This is a genomic window from Bacillus luti, assembly GCF_001884105.1.
GTDB classification, from domain to species: Bacteria; Bacillota; Bacilli; order Bacillales; family Bacillaceae_G; genus Bacillus_A; species Bacillus_A luti.
This window is the reverse complement of record NZ_MACI01000069.1, coordinates 104,459-125,210: the sequence shown is the minus strand read 5'-3', so window position 1 is coordinate 125,210 and position 20,752 is coordinate 104,459. Positions and strand designations below refer to the sequence as shown.

The following is a 20,752-nucleotide window of genomic DNA, read 5'->3' as shown; positions in this document are numbered from 1 at the left end:
CATAGAAAATATATTTTGTACATATAAGAGGGTACATTTCGAAGAGAATACTATTTTACCTTCTATACGAAGCTATTTTTTTAGGTGGATTATGCTCTATGGTATAAACTTCGATTATTATATTACTTTATACCACCATTTTTTACGCTCAAGATAATCTTTCATCGCATTCAATTGCGTGTCTGAAGTTGGATCAGAAATGAAGTATGTTAATCCATCCGATTGTAAAACGAACTTAGCTGTCATCTTTAAAGAAGTTAATGCTCCCATAACATCAGGCGTTTCATATGGTGAAAAAGCTCCAGATTGGATGATGTTTTGTTTATTTGCTTGTACTTGCACAGGTTGTACTGGTTGTTGTACTGTTCCAGTAAACCAAGATAGAGGTTTATTTCCTATGAGTGAATTAAGGTCACATTTACCGATGCCAGGAACATTCCCTGTTTCAGTGTACTGCCAAAGGTCACATGGATACGCCGGCTTATTTCCCCCATATCTCGGAATCCATACAAAGTCACATTTCACATTTGCCATGCCAAAAGGTTCATACATATGATGACCAACATATAAACCAACTTTCTTAGCACCTAATCGGCGTAATTCGTCGATAAAAGCTTGTGTACCTGTTCGCATATCGTCCATCGTTTTCACTTCAACATCTGCAGCCCAAACCGTAGCACTTTTATCCCCACGGTTCCAAAAATTACGTGCTTCTACTTTCGCATCTTCTACTGAAACGAAACGGCAAAATGCATAGTTACCAAATGGAAGATTTCTCGCTTTCATTGCTTGTACATAATTTTTATATAGAGGATCTACATAATTTGAACCGTCTTGCACACGTGCAATTACGAAATCTAATTGTGGTGCTGCTACATCCCAGTTAATATCGCCATTCCATTTCGAAATATCTACAATGTAACCCATTTTTCAACATCTCCTTTTTTTATTATCATATTCATAGCTTGTCTTTTTGCTATTATCGTCTAAAATTTTAACTACATACGTTTAACGACTGTAGAAATCGGATTACAATGTGTCCTGCATTTTCTAGCGTTTGAAAACAATTCAATACCCACGAAGAAGAGGAAATGGAAGATTCCCACTTATCCTGTTTGTCTTTTACATGATTGCTCGATAGCCTACGTGATTTTGAAGGCGAAGAATAAAATAAAAAAGAAGAATGCCTTGCAGTGGGGATAAACGGTCTTATTTTTATCTTTCAATGTAATATATCATCAAGCTGAGAGGCTCGATATATACTCTCACGTGTTACTGAGTATGGATAAGTCCCTATCTGAAGAACTCGAAAAGATTATTAAAATGTGACCAAATTTGTGGCCAATCAAAAAGAGTAAACCAAAACTATAATTCTTTTCCTTCCTGCACTGCCCTCTTCAAATTCTGCAGCATATACCCAATTCCTTTACATCCTTCTAACGGATATGTAATGATTTCTTCCGAATATAATTTCGTCACTACTTTTTTATGTTTCTTCCCAGCAAGCAAAACGATTTCGTCAAACTGAAGTAACTCTTTATCAACCATCTGTTGTTGTAATTGTTCAATACTAATAATTTCATTACTCTTTGAATCAAATGCAAGATCATAGTTTTCTTTCACAATATCATTCGGTCTTAAAAATCCATGCTTCGCTGATAAGATAACCCAGTTCTCAAAGAACATAGTTGCGTATGCCTGGCATGCTTTTCCAAATGGACTAATATACACATACTTTGCCTCTGTCTCCCCGTAATCTACATACTTATCCCAAATTTTCTTTTTTCCACATGGGATTATGCATAGTCTCTTCATATTTATGTCTTACCTCTTTTCTTTCCTATATAAAGTTAAATTTTTTGTACATTTTCTTCACAAAACACTATATAATAACCCTAAAGGAAAATACATTATTTTCCACGTTTTTCATTAGTTTCATTTACAATTAGTCTTTTAAAACATACGTATATAAATCAAATTTAAATTACTTGCTTTTATCCAACTCTATTTAATAATATCATGATATACAAATGTTATATATTAAAGTTTGAGGAGGAGGTGAACAGCAATGAAAAATATTATCCCTGCACTATTTGTTTATTTAATTGTTTGCGTTATTGTAATTACCCTACCAGCATCTGACGGCTATAATACTGTAGGTTGGAAATTATTTGTTGGGCAAGTATATGCAATTCCTATTTTCCTCGTTGTTGCTATTGTTACTTTTTATGTGAATAAGAATCGTTTAAAAGGATAGCAAATGCTATCCTTTTTTATTCACTTATCATATCGAATATTGCCCCGAACATATTTTGTACTACTCCTTGCGAAAAATCAAATTTTTTAATGTTTCCAAGTCATAACATTTCTTATGTTCATCCAAATTTAACAACTTTGCGCCATTCAATAGATACAATTCCCTCTAATTAAAAACCTAGATTTCCCGCCATTTAAAAGAGAAAAGGACAAGTAGCCAATCTGACTACTTGTCCTTCCTATTTATCCGTATCCAATAATATTAAGCTTGGAATGCTTCTGTTAATACAGGTACGATTTGTTTTTTACGAGATACAACACCTTTTAAAGTAGCTGTGTTGTTTTCTAGTGATACATCGTAAGCTTTCTCAACTACGTTTGCTGCTTTACCGATCGCAAGGCCAACAGAATCGTTAGTTAAGATGTCAGTTACAACGAATAAGAATAGGTCTAAACCTTTTTCTTCTACTACAGCAGAGATAACTTTTTCAAGTTCCGCTTGGTGTACAAGAACGTCGTTTGTATCAACAGCGTTTACTTGTGCGATTTCAACTTTCGCGTTACCCATTTGGAATTCTTTAGCGTCAAGAGAGATTAATTGCTCCATTGTTTTTCCGCTTAAGTCAGCACCAGCTTTTAACATTTCTAAGCCGTAGCTATCTGCATCTACACCAGCAATTTCCGCTAATTCTTGAGCTGCTGCTACGTCTTGCTCTGTGCAAGTTGGAGATTTGAATAATAAAGAATCTGAAATGATTGCAGATAACATTAAACCTGCAACTTCTTTACGAATTGTAACGCCGTTTTCTTTGTACATTTTGTTTAAGATTGTAGCTGTACAACCAACTGGCTCACAACGGTAGTATATAGGATCGCTTGTTTCAAAGTTAGCAATACGGTGATGGTCAATAACTTCTAACACACGAACAGATTCGATATCGTTAGCACTTTGTTGACGCTCGTTATGGTCAACTAAAATAACGTTGTCCACTTCGCTTGCAACTGTCTCAACAAAACGCGGTCCTTCTACTTTAAAATAATCTAACGCAAATTGAGTTTCACCGCTGATTTCGCCTAAACGTATAGGCTCAGCATTCATTCCTAATTCTTTTTTCAATTCTGCATAAGCAATTGCAGAACAAATTGCATCTGTATCTGGGTTTTTATGCCCGAAAACTAGTACTTTTTCCATGTTTTCCACCTCTTCATGAAAAGGATATCTTAAAGAAGCAAATATGACAATATTTAAAGCGTATTTTTTTATAAATAATTGCACTTTCTTCTATATTTTTCATCGTTTTCATAAAAAAGATCATCTAAAAAGAATTAGATGATCGAAATGTATACTTTATTTAAAATAGTGTAGGAACTTGCACTACATGATTTAACGCGAAATTCGATGCCAAACCATTATTTACAAGGTTAACATCTATCACTTGATAAAATGCATTCCCAGTATCTGCAATTTCCCAAACCGCTAAAATAAGATGGTAACCACTACGGTCAGCTGGTATATTCGCTTCATGTGTTACTGAAGTCCCTGGTCTTACTCCCCCATCATTTTTCACATAGAACGGCACTAAATCTAAATCAGACCTTGTTAAAGGCTTATTTGGATTCCAATCTTTTTTCGTAATATAGTATTTCCATTCTTTCGTACTATGAGGTGCCGTTAGTTTCCACTTGAATGTATTCGTCCCGCCGTTTAACGTAACTTTCTTCCACCTATCAGCTGTTTGAACGTCTAAAGCAGGAAAATGGCCAGCCCCTGCGATTTGTCCATCAGAAGGTCCTAATTGCGGGAATCCACCTATTCCTTCTACACTTTGTGGTTCATATTGAATTGGACCGCAATTTACATTTACCCCTTGCTTACATAAGTAAGAACGGCTCGCTGGTGATTCTACATATCCATGAGCTGAAGCTTTTTCTGAAAAACCAAATGTTAAAAGTCCTGTAAGTAATATCCCGCCGCTTAGTATAACCTTCTTCATCTTTTGAAAAGTATTCTTTTTCATTCTTACATCCCCCTTCCCTATAATAAAACGAAAATAACTATAGTCGGCTAGTCATCTTCTCTACATTCATTATAAGTTGAGAGACCATACAAACAGAACCCTCTAAAAACTTTCTCAAATTCAATTAGTACGTTGAATAAATATTATTGATAATTTCAAATAACACCGCTAGAGAAATATAGACGGTGTCAAAAATCGGAGTTTATTATTTTAAATATGATAACCTTTTGATCACACTTTATATCACTTTATAATAAATAACGGTGGCGTCTAAATGACCATTCGGAGATATTGCATATTCTGGTATTTTTCCAGCTTCTTGATAGTTTAAAGATTTATACAATCTATTAGACGGATCTCCTTCTCTCGTATCTAACACTATAAGAGACCTTTTTTCTAATTTCGCTCGCTTCTCTGCTTCTTGCATAAGCAAACGCCCAATGCCATTTCGTCTAAAGTTTGGATGAGTCATTAACTTACAAATTTCGGCTCTATGGCTACCATTTGGCTTTGTAACTAAATGTAATTGAACACTTCCTGCTACTTCATTGTTTATTTTAGCGACATATAATATCACTTCCGGCACTAAGACAGATTGCCAATACTTCGTCGCTTCTTCTCGTTCCATTGGCGGTAAAAATCCGATTGATGCCCCATCATCTACTACAGTTTTCAAAAGTTTAGTAAGCTCTTCAATATTGTTTTCTAATTTCTTAATTTCTTCAATTACTAAATTCCCCATTACTTTTCCCCCTTTTATTTTTATTTTAACAATTTTTAAAGCAGGAATAATTAAATATTAAGATGAAATTATTTAAAATATGAATTTTTAGAGAAAGGATACCTATATGAAATATATATTAGATAGGACATACGCGAGAGAACTACTCGAGTGGGCATATGAACAAAACCCAGGTCCGTGGTTCGAACATTCATGTAATGTTGCACTTGCAACTGAAAACATAATTGTAGAACTTATTAATAATGGGTACGACCTAAATGCTGATATAGCATATAATGCTGCCCTTTTGCATGATATCGGAAGATACAAAGGTTTTACCAAATCGGTCATTCATTCCTATGATGGTTATATGTATATGAATGATTTAGGGTATACAGGAAACGCTGTTATTTGTGTTACACACTCATTCCCATGCAAAAATGAACATATAGATATCGCAGCAGAGTGGAGTCTCGTTCCTGACCATATGAGAATCCAGTTAGTTGAAATATTGAATGAATATTGTAACTACGATTTATACAATAAAGTAATTACTCTTTGTGATGCTCTTGCTGAAGCGGATGGTTTTACTACGCTGGAAAGAAGATTGATTTCCGTTGGTTTACGTCATGGTACAACGTCTCATACATCATTACATTGGAAAGGATTTTATGCAATTAAGAAAGAATTAGAAGCTTTAATCGGTAAAAACATATACACAGTTCTTCCTGACATAGAGAATTCGATTTATGAAGATATAGAATATTAAAGTGAATACAAATTTAATTTCACATAAAAAACGTTTTAAACATAAAGTTTAAAACGTTTTTTATATTCAATGCTGTTGGTTTTTCAGTTCTGTTAAACATTCCTGCACTAAAGTTACCGCTTGACTCATCGCAGCTCCGCCAGCAAATGCTGCTGACACACCACATGCTTCCAGAATTTCTTTATCTGAACACCCTTGATCAAGGCAACCTTTTGTATGATAAATGGTACAATATTCATCTTGCGTTGCTAGACTAATTCCTAATGCAATAAGTTGTTTTTCCCTTTTTGTTAAAGCGCCCTCTTGAAAACAAGCTTGCGTGAATGCATTATATGTTTCAGCAATTTCAGGAATTTTGTTTGTAAAACTACCGATTCCTTCTTTATAATGATGTAGAACGTCATTTACTGAATTATGTTGTTCGTGTTCCATCTTATTATTACCCCCATTCAAATGATCTGTACCTACTGTAGTATGTGATGAAAAGAAGGCAATATACCCCGATTAATAGAATGAATATTCAGTTTATTACAATTACAATTTCAGACTATCATCCATTACCGCTTGTTCTTTAGAGCTTTTTCTTTCAACTTCTTTACTTCTCTCTTCCCAAAATGTTAAGCCTTCAATCCCCACACTCTCTGGATCGAACACTGGATCTTTCCCTTCTTTTTTCTGCGCTTCATAATCTTTTAATACTTTTAATGCCGTTTTACTTAATAATAGAATCGCAATAAGGTTTAACCATGCCATACTACCAATTCCTAAATCTCCAAGGTTCCATAATAGTGATGCTGATTCTACGCTACCGATGTAAGCCATAATTAAAAATCCAATTTTTAAAACGGGTTTTAGCCAGTTATATTTAAGCTCACGATCTAAATAAGTAAGTGTTGTTTCAGCGATATAATAGTAAGCAAGCAAAGTTGTAAATGCGAAGAAGAAGATTGCAATTGAAATAAATATTGGACCAAATCCCGTCATAACAGTTTCAACTGCTTGTTGTGTATAAATTGGACCTGCTTCTACATTTCCTATATTTTGTACAATAGCCTTTTTTCCTTCAGGTATTACATTGTACATACCTGTAATTAAAATCATAAGCGCTGTCGCTGTACAAACGACAATTGTATCGATATATACGGAAAACGCTTGAACTAATCCTTGTTTTGCAGGATGTGATACTTCAGCAGCAGCTGAACTATATGTCGCTTCTCCAACACCAGCAACGTTTGAAAATACAGCTCTTTTTACGCCCCAGGCAATAGCTGCACCAACGATACCGCCAAACATTTCATTTACACCAAATGCACTTGAGAAAATTAAAGCAAACATATTTGGAATTTCTGTTACATTCGCAATTAAAACGATACATGTCACAATTACATAACCAATTGCCATAAAAGGAACAAGCATTTGAGACACACCAGCAATTCTCTTTACGCCTCCAAATATAATTGCTGCTAACAATACAACTAACAATATACCAGTAATATATTTACTAATACCATTAGAGTTTTCAAATGCAACAGCGATACTACTTGATTGAATACCTGGTAATAAAACGCCATATGAAAGTGTTACAACCACAGCTACAATGACTGCAAACCATTTCATTTTTAAACCTTTTTCAATGAAATATGGTGTACCACCGCGGTATTCATTCCCAACTTTACTTTTATACACTTGAGATAATGTTGATTCAACGAACGCACTTGCTGCTCCTAAAAGAGCCATTATCCACATCCAAAATACAGCTCCAGGACCGCCAAAAGCGATAGCTGTCGCAACCCCTGCAATATTACCTATTCCGACCCTACCTGATAAGGCCAAACAGAATGCTTGGAAAGATGAAATTCCAGTCTCTGAGCTTTTCCCTTCGAATAGTAATGTAATCATCTCTTTAAAATAACGAATTTGTAAAAAGCGTGTCGCAATTGTGAAATATATGCCTGCCCCTAATGCAAAAACAACTAAACCAATACTCCATACTTGCCCTACTAGCCATTCTACTAACTGTTCCATCAAAGTCCCCCTCTTACTTGTTTTGAAAAGAATATTTATATATAGAAAGCGGACAACCTTTGACTTGCATTCCAGTTGTCCGCTTCTCTTATTTATCTCATTATTTACGGGCTATAAGGCTTCTATTAAATAACGTTTCACTTAATATTGACCCAAACACTTTTCACTTCTGTATAATTATCTAGCGCATATGAACCTAACTCACGACCGATACCAGATTGTTTAAACCCACCAAATGGTGCCGCTGCATTTTCTAGGTTATAATCATTAATCCACACTGTTCCTGCCTTTAACTTATTAGCAACTTGATGTCCAGTTTTAATATTTTGTGTCCATACCCCTGCAGCAAGCCCATACGAAGAGTTATTTGCTCTTTCAATTACTTCTTCCGTCGAATCAAATGGAAGTACAACGACAACCGGTCCAAAAATTTCTTCCTTAACAATTGTCATATCATCCGTAACATTTGTGAATACTGTCGGCTGTACAAAATAACCTTTTTCAAATGCACGTTCACCACCAGCAGCAACAGTAGCGCCTTCAGCTTTTCCTTGTTCAATATAATGTAGCACACGCTCTTGTTGTTTTTTAGATACGAGTGGACCCATTTCAGTTTCCTTCTCCATACCTGCTCCAAGCTTTACGTCATTTGCCATTTTTACAAGTTCATTTACGACTGTTTCATAGTGCTTTCTATGAACGAACACACGAGATCCCGCACTACAATTTTGACCATGATTGTACATAATTCCTTGGAACGCACCGTTAATCGCTTCTTCTAAGTCAGCGTCTTCTAAAATGATATTTGGGGACTTACCACCAAGTTCTAACGTTACATGTTTAATTGTTTCAGCTGATTGACGCATTATATATTTTCCCGTAACTGTTGAACCAGTAAAGGCTACTTTATCAACATCATGATGGTTTACAATTGCCGCTCCTGCTTCAGGACCAAAACCTGGTACAAAGTTTACAACACCGTTTGGAAAACCAGCTTCTTTAAAAAGCTTCGCTGTATATAATAATGATAAAGGCGTTTGTTCTGCTGGTTTTAATACGATTGTACAACCTGTCGCAAGTGCAGCCCCCATCTTCCAAGAAGACATAACGAGCGGAAAATTCCACGGAATAATTTGTCCTACAACGCCAACCGGTTCATGGCGTGTATAATTTAAATAATCTTTTGAAATCGGAATGGTTTGCCCGACAATTTTTGTAGCCCATCCCGCGTAGTAACGATAATTTTCTACAGTCGCTGCAATATCATCATCGAGTGCTACTTGATATGGTTTTCCATTATCTAACGCCTCTAGCTGTGCTAATTCTTCTCCATGCTCTTCAATTAAGTCTGCTAATTTATAAATAAGATGTGCTCTTTCAGCCGTAGTCATTTCTGCCCAAGGTCCACTTTCAAATGCAGCTCTTGCTGCTTTTACTGCGACATCAATATCTTCTTCTTGCGCTTCACATACGACAGCTAGAACATCTTCTGTTGCTGGATTATATGTTTCAAACGTCTTCCCACTAATAGAAGAAACAAATTCACCATTAATAAACATTTTAATTTCTTCATTTAAAAACGCTTTCACTTTTGGTTTCAACTCAATGTTTGTCGTTAACATAAATACACTCCTCCTCAATTAAACAGCTGTATGAGCTGTGATATTTGATAAAATTGATTGAAGCTTTTGATCTTCTTCTTCCGTTAATCCTAGTCTTGGATAGCGAGAAGGCCCTCCGGCTTGCCCGTGTAATTCCATTGAACGTTTAACGATTTGTACATATTTCCCTGATCCTTCAAGAAACTCGCAAAGAGGTAGAATAGCATCGTTTATTTCCCACGCTTTTTCTAGTTCACCATTTTGAAAATGCTCATACATTTTCGTAACGAGACCTGGAACGATATTTCCTGCTACTGAAACCCATCCCGAGGCACCAACTAAATAAGATTCCATAACTAAATCTTCAGATCCACAGAAAACTTGAAAAGCACCCTTGCCTTGTCTTACTAAATCTCTCGCTTTACGAACATCTCCGCTAGATTCTTTAATATGTGTAACATTTTCACACTCTTTTCCGATTCGAAGCATAAGTTCTGTACTCATATCAACACCAGAAGTAAATGGATTATTGTATAACATAATTGGTATGTTTACTGCGTTTGAGATTTCTTTAAAATGAAAATAGATTTCTTCTTCTTTCGGTTTACAATAGTAAGAGTTAATAATTAATGCACAATCCGCTCCATGCGCTTCTGCATGTTTCGTATATTCAATCGTTTCTTTCGTCGTCTCTGCTGCAGTACCAACGATAACGGGAATACGGCCATCAACTTCTTTTAATACAGTTTCTACCATATTAAATCGTTCTTCTTTTGATAAACTAACAAATTCTCCCGTACTTCCATTAATAATAATTCCAGCTACCTTTTGCTCAATAAAGTAATTTACATTTTGTTTTACACCTTTCCAATCAATCTCTTGAAACTCATCCATCGGTGTTATTAATACTGGAAATGCCCCTTTAATTTTTTGCATCTTTATCTCTCCCTTTAACATTTTATTTTAATAGAAATCCTGTTGGAAACGGATCTGTAGAATCTAGCAAAAACGTCTGCATACCTGTAATAAATCCTCTACTTTCAAAACGGAAAATGTAACCCGTTTCTTCCTTCTTCACTTTTTCCACTGTTATAAAGCTATTAAATATACTTTCATTTATAAAAGGTTTATTCGCTATATAATCATTTTTAAATAACGCATGAACATAAGACACAATGGTAGAAACAAAACCTGGTGATCGTACTATAAAGTTATCTTCATGAAATGTAATAGACTTTATATGGTTCTTTTCTTTTTGCGTGGAATCTACTAAAATAAGTCTTTTTATTAAAGACTGTTTTTGTATAGCTTGAAGTGTAGCTTCTCCCCATTTTTTCAATTCAGAAATGTTTTCAATACGAATTTCTGGCGAATACGTATCCTTTTCTACAACTGCATATACTTTATCTGCTTGAATGAGAGAGTAACTGATATTACCAACCTGTAAATTTTGCTCAATCATATAACATAGTTTACTTTCAAACGAAACAGATACAACCTCATCATTCTCAACATACGCATGGACTGAAAATATGCCAGATAGCGTTTCAATTTTGTATTGATTAGACTCTCTCTTTTTTAAATATCCGCTTTCTAGTAACATCGTTATTACTGCGACAATGCCTCCGTAATGAAGGGGAATGGACCCTTCATGATTGAAAAACAATACAGCTGCATCCACTTCATTATGAATAGAAGGAACGACAATACATCCATTTAAACCGATAAAACCACGTGGTTCATTTAATAAAAGCTTCATTTCTTCTGCTAATTCACCGGAAAATTGTTCGTTTAGTTGCTCCAAACTGTAGTAGTATTTGCATGGTACATCTTTCATTACACGAAATGCTTCACCATTTACATGTACATCTACTGCTGTATACATTTTTTGAATGTTCATTTTACATCCTCCGTTTCATGCTCCATCGGCGGAATTAACAAAAAACCTTCTTTAAGTGGATCCTTTTCATTGTAAAAAAATCTGTGCATACCCATAAGCCAAGCTGAGCCAGTAATTTTCGTTACGACAGCTTCAACATTTTCAACATTTGTCGTATTTATGACGCACCCTTTAAATAGAGAGCCAACGATACTCTCGTGGACAAACTCTTCATCAATCTCTATTTTTCGATTAGCATATAATACCGCTAACTTCGCCGATGTTCCTGTACCACATGGAGATCGATCTATTCCTCCTGGTGGAACAACAACTGTATTTTTCACATGCGCACTTGCATGAGTAGGATCTGTATAAAATTCAACATGTGTTAACCCTCTTATAAACGAATACTCTGGATGAATGATTTCAAACTTATCATTAATTGTATTTCGAATATGAATTGCCTTATCAATGATCGTAGATGCGTTTTCTGGCACTAAATTTAAGCCTACTGACTTCGCATCGATAATGGCATAAAAATTCCCTCCATATGCAATGTCAGCCTCTACAGTTCCAATGTCTTCAACGTCTACAGTAATGTTTTTCAATAAAAAAGCTGGTATGTTGCTGAAGGAGACTTCTTTCGCTTTCCCATCTTGGACAAAAATATCTACTTCAACTAAGCCAGCTGGTGTATCTAGCTTTAAAGAAGTAACCGGTTCAACTACCGGGATTAATCCTGATTCGACTAAAGCTGTACATACACCGATTGTATCGTGGCCACACATCGGTAAATACCCGCCTGTCTCTATGTATATAACACCTATATCAGCTTCAGGGTGACACGGATCTGTTAATAGTGCACCTGACATTACATCATGTCCACGTGGTTCATTCATTAACAATTTGCGAATCCAGTCATACTCCTTTTTCATATGCAACATCTTCTCTGCCATCGTCTCTCCAATTAACTTTGGAAGTCCGCTAATTAATGTCCTCGTTGGATTTCCGCCCGTATGTGTATCAATCGTCGTAAAGACTCTTTGTGACCTCATCGGTTTAACACCCTTTCTGTAAAACGACTCAAACGAAGTGGTTCAATAGGAATGATTGTTTCTTTTTCATTTAACAGCTCCTCAACCACCTTCCCAGTAACTGCCGCAAGACTAATCCCATCACCTTCATGCCCCGCTGCTATAAAATAGTTCGGGATATGCTCCACACGTGAAATGATCGGCAAATGATCTTCTGTCCATGGACGTAAACCTGCATATGAACGGATCACCATCATATCCGCCATTTTCGGATAAAAACGAATTGCTCTGTTTGCAATACATTTAATAACTTCATTGTTTATTCTCGTGTGAAATCCTACAAATTCCCGACTACTACCAATTAAAAAATTTTGACTTTCTGTCGGTTCAAATACAAGTGCAACCCCGTATTTTTCAGTCAAATCATCCACTTGTCGTTTTCCGCCAAACTTAGAAATTAAATAACCAAATTCCATTACTTTACGGCAGCCAACGTGTTGTTGCCTTGAAGCTACAATAATATGTCCCTTTCTCGGTTCAATTGGGATATTGACATCTAACATCTGTCCAATTTTAGGAGCCCACACACCAGCTGCGTTCACCACTTGCTTCGCAGTATATGTACCGTTTGTCGTTTCTACAATAAATGAGCCGTCTTCCTCTCTTTTCATTTCCTTAACTTCTGTATGGTTATAAGCTTTTGCACCCAATTTTTTCGCATCTGCTAAAAGCGAAAAAGCGAGAAGATACGGATTTACAGTTGAATCAGTTGCGCATTCTAAACCACCTAATAAATCATCAGCAAAAAATGGTGATTCCGCTCTTATATCTTGCCTATCAAGCATTCGAAACGGTAAACCAGCTTCTTTTTGCCTATCTACCCATTGCTGCGCCGCTTCCATTTCTTCGTCTGATTCACAAACGAGGATGCTGCCAGGTGCCCTATATTCAAATGAATGCTCCAATTCTTCACTTAGTTCTGTTACTAACTTTTGACTTACTAATGACATTTGACTATCAAACCCTGGATCTTTATCAATTGCCAATATATTTCCATCACACCGTGAAGACGTCCCACTGACAAATTCTCCTTTTTCAATGATTGTTACATCTCTTCCGTATTTTGAAGTGTAATAAGCGATGGAACACCCTATTATTCCGCCACCTATAATTAAAACGTCGCAGTGCCTCACAAAACACTCCTCCTTTCCCCCTCAACCTCTCACTTTCTTTTATGCAATTGACGTGCCAACTCTAAATATATACACTTTTTATAATTAATATTTTTATTTGTAAAAATATTTTAAATTTATCGTGAATAGGTGTATTATTTTTTTATCACTGTCTAAATTTTTTTACATAATAGGAGGGCACTATGGCATTTTCATTTCCGACAATAAAAGAATTTATAAAAATTTTGCCAATGGATCACAAAAGTATCCTGCAACCAATCAAGCAAGTAAATGAGAAATTTTATTACATCCATTCAACTACTGAAAAATGGAATTGTGCAGTTATATATGAGGATGACTCTTTCACTGCTTTAATCGACGCATTTTCTCATGAACTAGCTGTTGTCATCATGAACGAAAACGAAGAACCTATATACTGTATTACTACACAGCAAATGATTCCTTTTCTTTATAAGTATTACAATGAACTACAAGCCTTTTATAACACTGTTATTCAAACGTCAGATTCTTCTGTTACAGTCATTGACGATAAAGAATGCGTTCGTACTTGGACAGATGGTGCTGAAAAGATTTTTTCAGTAAAACATAATGAAATTATTGGGCAACCGATCACTCGTTTTTTTGATTATAAAGATTTAGAAATTTTACAATCATTACATAGTGGAAAAAGCATAATCGCTCAATTCCATCAGCCTCGCCCTGATTTGTTCGTATTAATTAATTCAAACCCAGTTTATTGTAACGATAAAATAATAGGGGCAGTCGTTTCAGAAACGGATGTTACAAATCAAGTCGCTTTGAATGAAAAACTATTTAATATGTCGCATGAAATGCACCGATTAGAACAAGAAGTCGCAAAGTATAAAGATACATCCGATCCTTTCCATGCAATGAACGGAAAAAGTCCTGTCATACAAAGAACGATACAATTAGCTCGAAAGGTTTGTTCTGTGAAGTCGACTGTTTTAATACTTGGGGAAAGTGGTGTTGGTAAGGAAGTATTTGCAAAAGCGATACACGAAGCAAGCGAAACAGCAACTGCACCTTTCATTTCAATTAACTGTGGTGCAATTCCAGAAGCGCTATTTGAAAGTGAGTTATTCGGATACGAACGAGGCGCTTTTTCTGGGGCAAATAGTAAAGGGAAAAAAGGGAAAATTGAGTTGGCGCAAGGCGGTACTTTATTCCTCGATGAAATTGGCGAAATGCCACTCGATATGCAAGTAAAACTATTACGTGTACTACAAGAACGAAAATATTACCGAGTTGGTGGAGAAAAAGAAATAAATATTGATTTTCGCATTATCGCTGCTACAAATCGTGATTTACAAGAAGAAATGAGAAAAGGAACTTTCCGAGAAGATTTATATTATCGTTTAAATGTAGTTAGTTTGCATATTCCACCACTACGAGAAAGACGAGAAGATATTATCGAATTAACGTACTCCTTCTTAAATGATTTTTCAATTAACTATAACAGACCAGTTCGCGACTTACCTTCAAGTATTATGCATGAACTACTTCATTACAATTGGCCAGGTAATATTCGTGAGCTCCGTAACGTAGTTGAAAGACTCGTCGTATTTGCGACAGACGGTATTATAAAACAAGAATATTTACCATTTCACACAAATGAAACTTTAGAAAGCGAAACGCCTCATTCCCTTTTGCTAAGTAACAACAACACGATCCTCTCTTTACAAAATGAAATGGATGAACATGAGAAAAAGGTAATCGAACGAGCTTTACGAATTCTAAATGGAAATAAATTAGAATGTGCAAAGCAACTTGGCATAACGAGGGCTACTTTATATAATCGATTAAAAAAACTCGGATTACAATAACCACCTCTCCTCCTCTACTTTGGCACAGTTTTTGCATTATAATTTGTGCAAACCGAACTAGAGGAGGAATACATATGACGAATAAAGAGAACGTAATTGTTTGTCGTTGTGAAGAAGTAACATACGGACAACTTCAATCAACAATCGCTGAGTATAATTGCTCGGCAAGGGAATTAAAACTAAGAACACGTGCTGGTATGGGATTTTGTGGTGGCCGCACATGTAGAATGATGATAGATCGAATGATCGAGAATACAAATCCTAATATAAACTCGAATGAAATTCCTTTAAAATATCAGCCACCAGTACGTGCAGTTACTTTTGGATCGGTAGGTGAGAGCAAATGAGTAGAATTACACATCACCCTATTTTAGGCAGTTTAAATAATAGTCAGCGCATCACTTTTCAATTTAACGGTCAACAATATGAAGCGTATGAACATGAAACAATTGCTGCTGCCTTACTAGCAAACGGAATAAGAACGTTAAGAGTACATGAAGATAGCGGAACACCGCGGGGCATTTATTGCAATATCGGACATTGTTCTGAATGCCGCGTGACAGTAAATAATCAAACGAATATACGCGCTTGCTTAACTGTTGTAGAAGACAATATGGTTGTGGAAAGCGGAAAACAGCACCCGAATATCGTGAGAGAGATGGTGAAAAAGGGATGAGAGATGTAATTATTATTGGTGCAGGACCAGCAGGATTATCAGCTTCTATCTCTTGTGCACGTTTCGGACTAAATGTACTCGTTATTGATGAATTTATGAAGCCAGGTGGAAGATTGTTAGGACAGTTGCATCAAGAGCCGACTGGAGAATGGTGGAACGGAATAGAAGAATCAAAACGCCTTCATGAAGAAGCAAAATCACTTTCAGTCGAAATTCAATGCGGTGTTTCTGTCTTTAATTTAGATAAAGATGAAAGTAATTGGTTTGTACATACAAATATCGGTACGTTAGAAGCACCGTTTGTTCTACTTGCTACAGGGGCTGCCGAATATTCTATTCCCCTTCCTGGCTGGACACTTCCAGGGGTAATGTCGATTGGAGCAGCGCAAGTTATGACAAATGTTCACCGAGTTCAAGTTGGGAAAAAAGGAATCATTATTGGTGCTAACATTTTGTCATTTGCGATTTTAAATGAACTGCAATTAGCTGGAATTAAAGTGGATCATATCGTACTCCCTGAAAAAAGTGAGTTAAGCCAAAAAGCTGGTGAACCAGAAGAAGTTTTAAACTCACTATTAAATGCGGCTCACCTTGCCCCATCTGCTTTCTTGCGAATAGGTAGTCGTTTGATGAAAAATGATTGGATTCGAAAAACTGGATTAACTTTCTATCCAAATAACGGGATGAAAATAAATGGAACACCGCTTCATCTCCGTAAAGCAGCACTTGAAATTATCGGAACGGATCAAGTTGAAGGGGTTCGCGTTGCCCGCATTGATTCTAAAGGTAATATTATTCATGGATCAGAAAAAATATTAGAGGCAGACTTCGTTTGTATTGCTGGTGGCTTATATCCGCTTGCCGAGCTTGCCGCTGTAGCTGGTTGTCCTTTCCAATACATCTCAGAATTAGGTGGACACGTCCCTCTTCATTCCGAAACAATGGAAACCCCTCTTCCCGGCTTATTTGTAGCAGGCAATATTACTGGCATTGAAAGCGGAAAAATCGCAATGGCGCAAGGAGCAGTTGCTGGATATTCAATCGTAAAACAAGCAAATAAAAAATCTAATTCGATTGAACAACACTTGCAACAAGCAATCCAAAATGTACACACCGTACGTCAACAAGCTGCAATTCAGTTCAATCCAATGATCGATGCTGGCAGACGAAAAATGAATGAAATTTGGCGTGATTATTCCTCTTCCTATGCACATACTAAAAAGAGCTGTTGAGATTACTCTCAACAGCTCTTTTCACTACTCATCCGAGTTATTAAATTTCGCTAATGCGTAAATACCTTCTTCATCATCTAGTTCAAGCTGTAACCTTGCCGCAAATGAATTGACATTATATTCTCTGTCAAGTAACAAGCGTAGTGCCTCAATTAAGTTTGCTTGAATTAATATTTGCTGACGACCATTTACCTCTACTTCAGCTGAGAAACCATAGTCATCATCATACATCAGTTCAACTAAAACTTCTTCTGGTCCAACTTGTCTTTTTTCAGCGATATACACACAAAGCGCATTAATAAGTTCTTGTTCAGAAATTTTTATTGTTTCCATGCTACTTCATCTGCCTTTTTCTTGCGTTGATCTTTGAAGTATTTAAATGCACGAACTGCTAACATTACGATACCAGCCATTACTAACATATTTACCATAAATGCTAATACAGAACCAAGAGCTCCCATATTTGCAAATAAGCTACCCATTAGTAAACCACCAAGACCACCTAGTAATAAACCTTTCATAAAGCTGCCTTTATTACTTTTTGGTGCTGTGTTTGTTGCTTTTGTTTTTGAATCTGGAGTCGTTTTTTGAGAATTTACGTTAGAGTCTTTTTTATTTAAGTCAACTTTTGACTTTTGACCTGAACTTGGTGTAAATGATTTTTTACCAGATTTGTAACTTTTCGCTGCTGCATGATCTACAAATATAAAGCTACTAGCTCCAAAGATCACCATGAATGCTGTCATTACTGCTACAAGTTTTTTCAACATATTATATCCATTCTCCTTTTATATAGATATATGTGAAATCTACCTTTCTAGTAAATTTAGAATGATAGATTTGTTTTTAAAAACATTTTAAAGGTTCTTATGAACTTATTATATGAACTTTTGTCGAAATATGCAAGTATTATTTACTTCAACAGTTTGGTGACAAAGGAAAAAATAAGCAAAACAGAATTGACTTTAAAAGAAACAAAACATATTATAGGTTCATAAGAACTTTTTATTATTTTGGAGGTGAAAAGATGGAAACATTTCATCTCACACGAAACGAAATGGCTACCCTTCTTCTATCACTAAGAGGATGGAATACGAAAAAGCCTCTCGGAATATTACAAGAAGCTTGGGCAAAGTCACATAAAAAAGATATTGAAAGCGGACAAAGCGTTACTGCTTTTATTACTACCGCACTTTCACCTATTTTTGAAAAATTGATTAAGATTGAAGATACAGACGTTGGTTTTTCATTAAATGAAATAGTTGCACTGGGCAATCAGATTGAAAACACGAGTTTCTCTGTAACTGCGATGCAAAACTGGGTGAAACGAGATATAAAAGAAATGATTGGCTCTCCTCAAAAAGGAAAAAAATATTCAATCGAACAAGCAGCACTATTATTCATTGTTGAAGATTTAAAAACAGCACTTGATTTTGAATCCATTCGTAAGCTATTGCGCCTTATCGTAAATGACCCAGCGGATCGAAGTGATGACTTAATCAACCCTGTTCATTTATACGGAGCATACTCTTCTCTATTTGAAGAACTTAATCAAGGGAATTGCTTACAATTAAATGCAACAGATACAGTTCATACAATTGAAAACATCGTAAAAGAAAAAGCTGATAAAATCGCAAGCAAGTTCGATCAAATTAATAACGAGCAACGTGAAGCGATTCGTAACGCGATTATTATTGCCACATTATCTGTGCATACCGCCTATGTACAAATGTTAGCAAAACGTTACGTAACAGCAACGTTATTTTTACAAAATTTAGATGTAAAGCCTTAAAAAAATAGGAGCAGAAATGCTTCTATTTTTTTATAACGAAAACAAGCATTAACCTGTTACATACTTAGAACAGGTTAATGCTTGTTTCTCTAGATATTAATTATAAAAAACCATAATCGCCTATTATTAATTCAAAAATGATCATTTCATTCTATTATATTTCGAACAAGTTTTCTCGATAAATTTAATTCCTTCATCTTTGTAACTCTTTATAAATTTCGATTTGAGCTTTTGAGCTATTAGCAAAACTTAACCAACCCTGTCTCACATTACTAATGTTTTCAGTTACCAAAAGTTCAACTATATCTAGATGTGAAACATTCGTTATTATCGATTTATTTATACCATTAACTTTAGCACCTGACATATACTTAGCAATTTCAGGGTTTAATGCGAAAGCAAAATCAATTACAGTAGCACCTTGCGGTAAGTTTACGGAATCTAACTTAGGAGTAAATGCAACAATATTATCTTGGAATAGTTCATATGATACTAAATCATAAAATTCAATCGCATCTTGAGTTACTAGATCATTTGTCTTAATAAAATGATCCATCAATTTATGAATTATATTTTGCATCTCCTTATCAGTTATACTTTTTGTAAGTACATGAAATACTCCTTTATCTCGTATCTCCTGATTTATTTTTGTTTCAATACATATCACTATTTCATGGTTATTGATCACTACTTTGGTCTTTAAGTATCTGTTTAATACATCACTTTCAATTGCTATATTATCTTCAAATTGATATGGAATTGGTTGGTATAGTTGATGTATAACTCCTAATATTTTATAACAGTCTAAATTATTTGAGGCCGTGATAATTATTTTTGACACTGCTGTAATGTCTTGAATATCTTGGAGACGAGAATAAGCTGTATAAATAGGGCTTACTTCATAGTTAACTTCAAATATTAAAGATGGATTTAGAAAATTATTTATATCTTGCATTATATTTTGAGACAAACCCTCTAATAACTTAACATAATTTTGTAAAAGGATTTTCATTCCCTTATATTTAGAATGATTAAGATACAAAAAACCTAACTCTTCTAATTCGTGCTGAATATGTAGTAGCCCTAGCCTTTTACAAATCGGAGCGAAAATTTTGAGTGTTTCATTTGCATAAGGAACTTGTTTCTTTACAGCTTTCACCTGTAAAGTTCTCATGTTATGGAGACGATCTATCACTTTTATAATAGCTACTCGTATATCTTCTTGTGTAGCTAACAATAACTTCTTTAAATTTATTGCTTCATACTCTTCTTTATTAGGGATTTGTTTTTTATCAATTTTAGTTAACCCTTCTACAATATCAGCCACTTTTCCACCGAATATATCACGTATATACTCAATTGTATAATCTGTATCCTCCACCACATCATGTAGTAATGCTGCAATTAAAGTTATAATATCTGCCTTACAATCTAACAAAATTTCTGTAACTGCAAATGGATGAGTAATATACGGCTCACCGGAAACGCGGAATTGTCCTTCATGTGCTTTCTCGGAAACTAATATAGCTTTATGTAATTGTTCTAATTCTGCTTTATGTAGATATGAGGCCTTTTCTAATAATGCTTTTTTCATATTTTCACCTTCATCACGTTAAGTTTCAATAAAAATTTTATTAACATTATAATTCGTTATTTGAAAGTGAAGTACCTGTCTAAGTGATAAGGGAATTTTCATATTGTTCACTCCTCGC

General features: G+C 35.4%; 22 protein-coding genes. 7 read left to right on the top strand and 15 right to left on the bottom strand.

What is annotated here, in order from left to right; genetic code table 11:
• Positions 1-117: 117 nt before the first annotated feature.
• Together BAQ48_RS16705 and BAQ48_RS16700 are read right to left on the bottom strand one after the other, a co-directional pair.
• Entirely contained in the window at positions 118-927 is an 810-nt protein-coding gene (locus BAQ48_RS16705; protein WP_071711974.1) for a GH25 family lysozyme, read from the bottom strand.
• Positions 928-1,365: 438 nt separating this feature from the next.
• Positions 1,366-1,815: a DUF6884 domain-containing protein gene (locus tag BAQ48_RS16700; RefSeq protein WP_071711973.1), complete on the bottom strand. Its 450-nt coding sequence runs from the start codon at positions 1,813-1,815 to the stop codon at positions 1,366-1,368.
• Between the two features lie 253 nt (positions 1,816-2,068).
• Here BAQ48_RS16700 and BAQ48_RS16695 point away from each other — a divergent pair, with 253 nt between their 5' ends.
• A complete protein-coding gene (locus BAQ48_RS16695) occupies positions 2,069-2,257 on the top strand; it encodes a DUF4017 family protein (RefSeq protein ID WP_071711972.1) in 189 nt (62 codons plus the stop codon).
• Positions 2,258-2,518: 261 nt separating this feature from the next.
• Here the strand turns inward: BAQ48_RS16695 and ppaC are convergent, their stop codons facing one another.
• The 3 genes from ppaC to BAQ48_RS16680 all read right to left on the bottom strand — a co-directional run bounded on the left by ppaC (position 2,519) and on the right by BAQ48_RS16680 (position 5,016).
• Entirely contained in the window at positions 2,519-3,448 is a 930-nt protein-coding gene (gene ppaC / locus BAQ48_RS16690; RefSeq protein WP_071711971.1) for a manganese-dependent inorganic pyrophosphatase, read from the bottom strand.
• Positions 3,449-3,608: 160 nt separating this feature from the next.
• The gene (locus tag BAQ48_RS16685) at positions 3,609-4,274 is read right to left on the bottom strand and encodes a lytic polysaccharide monooxygenase (protein ID WP_071711970.1); all 666 of its coding nucleotides are present in this window, start codon (positions 4,272-4,274) and stop codon (positions 3,609-3,611) included.
• Between the two features lie 238 nt (positions 4,275-4,512).
• Complete coding sequence (locus BAQ48_RS16680; RefSeq protein ID WP_071711969.1) at positions 4,513-5,016, bottom strand: GNAT family N-acetyltransferase; 504 nt, start codon at positions 5,014-5,016, stop codon at positions 4,513-4,515.
• 106 nt (positions 5,017-5,122) lie between these two features.
• On the opposite strand from BAQ48_RS16680, the gene BAQ48_RS16675 reads away from it, so the two are divergent.
• Positions 5,123-5,764: an HD domain-containing protein gene (locus tag BAQ48_RS16675; protein ID WP_071711968.1), complete on the top strand. Its 642-nt coding sequence runs from the start codon at positions 5,123-5,125 to the stop codon at positions 5,762-5,764.
• 66 nt (positions 5,765-5,830) lie between these two features.
• Here the strand turns inward: BAQ48_RS16675 and BAQ48_RS16670 are convergent, their stop codons facing one another.
• The 7 genes from BAQ48_RS16670 to BAQ48_RS16640 all read right to left on the bottom strand — a co-directional run bounded on the left by BAQ48_RS16670 (position 5,831) and on the right by BAQ48_RS16640 (position 13,496).
• Positions 5,831-6,196: a carboxymuconolactone decarboxylase family protein gene (locus BAQ48_RS16670; protein WP_071711967.1), complete on the bottom strand. Its 366-nt coding sequence runs from the start codon at positions 6,194-6,196 to the stop codon at positions 5,831-5,833.
• A 102-nt stretch (positions 6,197-6,298) separates the two neighbouring features.
• Positions 6,299-7,789 (bottom strand): alanine/glycine:cation symporter family protein, encoded by a 1,491-nt coding sequence (locus BAQ48_RS16665; protein ID WP_071711966.1) that lies wholly within the window; start codon positions 7,787-7,789, stop codon positions 6,299-6,301.
• Positions 7,790-7,926: 137 nt separating this feature from the next.
• Positions 7,927-9,411 carry an aldehyde dehydrogenase family protein gene (locus BAQ48_RS16660; RefSeq protein WP_071711965.1) on the bottom strand — a complete coding sequence of 495 codons (1,485 nt, stop codon included), beginning with the start codon at positions 9,409-9,411 and terminating at the stop codon, positions 7,927-7,929.
• Positions 9,412-9,429: 18 nt separating this feature from the next.
• Positions 9,430-10,326 (bottom strand): 4-hydroxy-tetrahydrodipicolinate synthase, encoded by an 897-nt coding sequence (dapA, locus tag BAQ48_RS16655; protein WP_071711964.1) that lies wholly within the window; start codon positions 10,324-10,326, stop codon positions 9,430-9,432.
• 22 nt (positions 10,327-10,348) lie between these two features.
• A complete protein-coding gene (locus tag BAQ48_RS16650) occupies positions 10,349-11,290 on the bottom strand; it encodes a proline racemase family protein (protein WP_071711963.1) in 942 nt (313 codons plus the stop codon).
• The gene (locus BAQ48_RS16645; protein ID WP_071711962.1) at positions 11,287-12,324 is read right to left on the bottom strand and encodes a proline racemase family protein; all 1,038 of its coding nucleotides are present in this window, start codon (positions 12,322-12,324) and stop codon (positions 11,287-11,289) included. Before BAQ48_RS16645 ends, BAQ48_RS16650 begins: the two co-directional genes overlap by 4 nt.
• Complete coding sequence (locus BAQ48_RS16640; RefSeq protein WP_071711961.1) at positions 12,321-13,496, bottom strand: NAD(P)/FAD-dependent oxidoreductase; 1,176 nt, start codon at positions 13,494-13,496, stop codon at positions 12,321-12,323. Before BAQ48_RS16640 ends, BAQ48_RS16645 begins: the two co-directional genes overlap by 4 nt.
• A gap of 182 nt (positions 13,497-13,678) precedes the next feature.
• Here BAQ48_RS16640 and BAQ48_RS16635 point away from each other — a divergent pair, with 182 nt between their 5' ends.
• From BAQ48_RS16635 to BAQ48_RS16620, 4 genes are all read left to right on the top strand, one after another.
• The gene (locus BAQ48_RS16635; protein WP_071711960.1) at positions 13,679-15,340 is read left to right on the top strand and encodes a sigma-54 interaction domain-containing protein; all 1,662 of its coding nucleotides are present in this window, start codon (positions 13,679-13,681) and stop codon (positions 15,338-15,340) included.
• 74 nt (positions 15,341-15,414) lie between these two features.
• On the top strand, positions 15,415-15,687 hold the full coding sequence (locus BAQ48_RS16630; RefSeq protein WP_071711959.1) for a (2Fe-2S)-binding protein: 273 nt from the start codon (positions 15,415-15,417) through the stop codon (positions 15,685-15,687).
• Complete coding sequence (locus BAQ48_RS16625) at positions 15,684-16,016, top strand: (2Fe-2S)-binding protein (protein ID WP_071711958.1); 333 nt, start codon at positions 15,684-15,686, stop codon at positions 16,014-16,016. The genes BAQ48_RS16630 and BAQ48_RS16625 overlap by 4 nt, the downstream gene beginning before the upstream one ends.
• Positions 16,013-17,248, top strand: coding sequence for an NAD(P)/FAD-dependent oxidoreductase (locus BAQ48_RS16620; protein ID WP_071711957.1), 1,236 nt, complete (start codon positions 16,013-16,015; stop codon positions 17,246-17,248). Before BAQ48_RS16625 ends, BAQ48_RS16620 begins: the two co-directional genes overlap by 4 nt.
• A gap of 24 nt (positions 17,249-17,272) precedes the next feature.
• Here BAQ48_RS16620 and BAQ48_RS16615 read toward each other — a convergent pair whose 3' ends face one another.
• On the bottom strand, positions 17,273-17,581 hold the full coding sequence (locus BAQ48_RS16615; RefSeq protein WP_000447759.1) for a YxcD family protein: 309 nt from the start codon (positions 17,579-17,581) through the stop codon (positions 17,273-17,275).
• Positions 17,569-18,018, bottom strand: coding sequence for a hypothetical protein (locus BAQ48_RS16610; RefSeq protein ID WP_000914469.1), 450 nt, complete (start codon positions 18,016-18,018; stop codon positions 17,569-17,571). Before BAQ48_RS16610 ends, BAQ48_RS16615 begins: the two co-directional genes overlap by 13 nt.
• A gap of 257 nt (positions 18,019-18,275) precedes the next feature.
• On the opposite strand from BAQ48_RS16610, the gene BAQ48_RS16605 reads away from it, so the two are divergent.
• A complete protein-coding gene (locus tag BAQ48_RS16605) occupies positions 18,276-19,040 on the top strand; it encodes a DUF1836 domain-containing protein (protein WP_000447236.1) in 765 nt (254 codons plus the stop codon).
• 193 nt (positions 19,041-19,233) lie between these two features.
• Here the strand turns inward: BAQ48_RS16605 and BAQ48_RS16600 are convergent, their stop codons facing one another.
• Positions 19,234-20,634 (bottom strand): HD domain-containing protein, encoded by a 1,401-nt coding sequence (locus tag BAQ48_RS16600; RefSeq protein WP_071711956.1) that lies wholly within the window; start codon positions 20,632-20,634, stop codon positions 19,234-19,236.
• Between the last annotated feature and the right edge of the window lie 118 nt (positions 20,635-20,752).